2 protein-coding genes are annotated in these 2,226 nt (G+C 46.7%); both read right to left on the reverse strand.

What is annotated here, in order from left to right; translation table 11 throughout:
• Positions 1 to 132 precede the first annotated feature (132 nt).
• The gene (locus CODIS_RS20280; RefSeq protein ID WP_235615304.1) at positions 133 to 1,458 is read right to left on the reverse strand and encodes an MBOAT family O-acyltransferase; all 1,326 of its coding nucleotides are present in this window, start codon (positions 1,456 to 1,458) and stop codon (positions 133 to 135) included.
• 105 nt (positions 1,459 to 1,563) lie between these two features.
• Positions 1,564 to 2,166, reverse strand: coding sequence for a hypothetical protein (locus CODIS_RS20285; protein WP_069128469.1), 603 nt, complete (start codon positions 2,164 to 2,166; stop codon positions 1,564 to 1,566).
• Positions 2,167 to 2,226 lie beyond the last annotated feature (60 nt).

A 2,226-nucleotide genomic window follows, 5' to 3' on the forward strand; every position in this document is an offset into this window, starting at 1 on the left:
TCGGGTTGCGCCTGAAAAAGCGCCACTCGGCGTTGCTCGTCGCTCATTTGGAATAACCAAACCTCTCTCCTCGCGCCTTGATTGGCGCTTTTTCAGGCACAACAGGGTGCATTGGATTAGTGTTAACAGGCCCTAGAATTGAAAATAGATAAACACCTGGGGTGTAAGTGGCGGGAATATGATCAGCATAAAGATGAAGTAGCTATATATCACCGCCTGCACCAGCCAGTGGGTGCGCAACACATAGAGCATATCGCCGGAGCGTTCGATAACCAATTCCAAAATAATAATCGGCAGTGCGAAAAAGCCCAGCATCCCGAGCGAATAGAGAGAGAACTCGGTCATCGAAAAGTTGTGGAACAATTGAGCGAACATGGATACCGCCTGGGTCAGGCTTTCAGCGCGGAACAGCAACCATGTAATACATACCAGGTGGAAGAATATAATTGCACCGATAACCTTGCCGACAATGCCGGGAATCAGGATTTTTTTGGTTACACTTTCCAATGCGTGATAAACAACCAGGATGAAGCCATGCGCCAGCCCCCATACAGCGAAAGTCCAGTTGGCTCCATGCCATAAACCACCGAGAAACATTGTCAGTACAAGATTCCTGAATGTGTTGAAGTGACCGTGACGATTACCACCCAATGTTATATAGAGATAGTCTCTGAGCCAGGAGGAAAGAGTGATATGCCAGCGCCGCCAGAATTCGCTTGGCGTTGTGGAGAAATAGGGCATGCGGAAGTTCCAGGATAGATTGATTCCCAGCCATTTGGCTATGCCTTGGGCAATAGACGAATAACCGGAGAAATCACCATAGATCTGGAACGCGAATGCATATACGCCAATCAGAATTTCGGTGCCGTTCAGGTCGCTGACGGGTGTGGAAAAAACCTGGTTGACAATCGGGGCCATATTGTCGGCAATCACGACTTTCTTGAACATGCCAATCAGGATGTGATAAAGGCCTTCGGAAAAATTTCCTTTTGTAAAACTCCGTGGGTTTACGATTTGCGGTAACAGATCCTTGGAGCGTTCGATCGGTCCGGCAACCAATTGGGGAAAGAACGATACGTAAACAGCGAAATCCAGCAGATTGTACGTCGGTTTGGTTTTACCCCGATAGACATCGATGGTATAGGCCAACGTCTGAAAAGTATAGAAAGATATGCCGACTGGAAGAATGATATTCAGAGTCGGCATGGATGCCTGGAATCCCAATGATTCGAGCAATACGGCAAATTCTTTCGAAAAGAACCCGAAATACTTGAAGAAACCCAATAGTCCCAGATTGCTGCATAGCGAGAGTAGAAGCCAGCGTTGTCGTATTGGTTGTCTCGTCTCCTTTTCCAGATTCTGGGCAACGATAAAATCAACGATTGTTGAGAATGCGATCAGGCTTAGAAATCTCCAATCCCAGTAGCCGTAAAACACATAACTGGCGACGAGTAACAAAAAATTCTGCCCGCGATGCCCAAGGCGCCAATAGATCAATATGACAGTAGCGAAAAAAGCCCAAAAAATATAACTATTGAATAACATGCATTGAAGCCTTATTAATCACTGCGGCAAAGTTGAGCGTACCTTTGCGAAATCGACAACGAGTTGTTGTGTCAATAAGGCACTGCCATTTTCATTTAAATGCATTTCATCCAGAAACAGATTGTCTGTAATAAAAACCGGGCTTCGATAATCCAGTAAGGTAACGCCCTCGCTTTTGACAAGATTGATTAATTCCGGGTCAAGTTCATAGGTGTTGTCGCGGACCGGCATGGCCATCAATACAACATGCTTATTGTAGGATTCCATTTTTTCGATGACCTGGCTCAGCTCGCGGTATGTCAAATCAGGATCACCTGCCGAATTGCCTGCATTTCGCATCCTACGGTTGATCTCCTGCGTGGCGCTCATGTAGTGAGGAATCAGGATGCCCAGCATTTTATTTCGAAAGGCTTCACGATGCGTAAAAAGACGAAAAGTCGAGGCAGTTAGAAACTCGCCGATTTCAGCACTTCCCATTTCCGTCTGTTCGGTAAAATGCATCAGATCACTGTAAGAGCAGAAGAAACCGCCGAGTTGGGTCGGCAGTAAACGCGATTGATCTGCAAGCTGGTTCCAGGCAAACCCGATAAACACTGTATTCGGCTTGTGTACGCCCAGCATGGGCATGAACTGATGGGGTGGAAGTCCCCTGTAGGAGAACCACAGTCGATGATCGATGAA

This window comes from Candidatus Thiodiazotropha endolucinida (genome assembly GCF_001715975.1).
In the GTDB taxonomy this organism is placed as follows: domain Bacteria; phylum Pseudomonadota; class Gammaproteobacteria; order Chromatiales; family Chromatiaceae; genus Thiodiazotropha; species Thiodiazotropha endolucinida.

Excerpts from the sequence above, each read along its gene's own strand:
- CODIS_RS20285 (WP_069128469.1), bottom strand. The coding sequence starts at position 2,166 with ATGCTGGGCGTACACAAGCCGAATACAGTGTTTATCGGGTTTGCCTGG.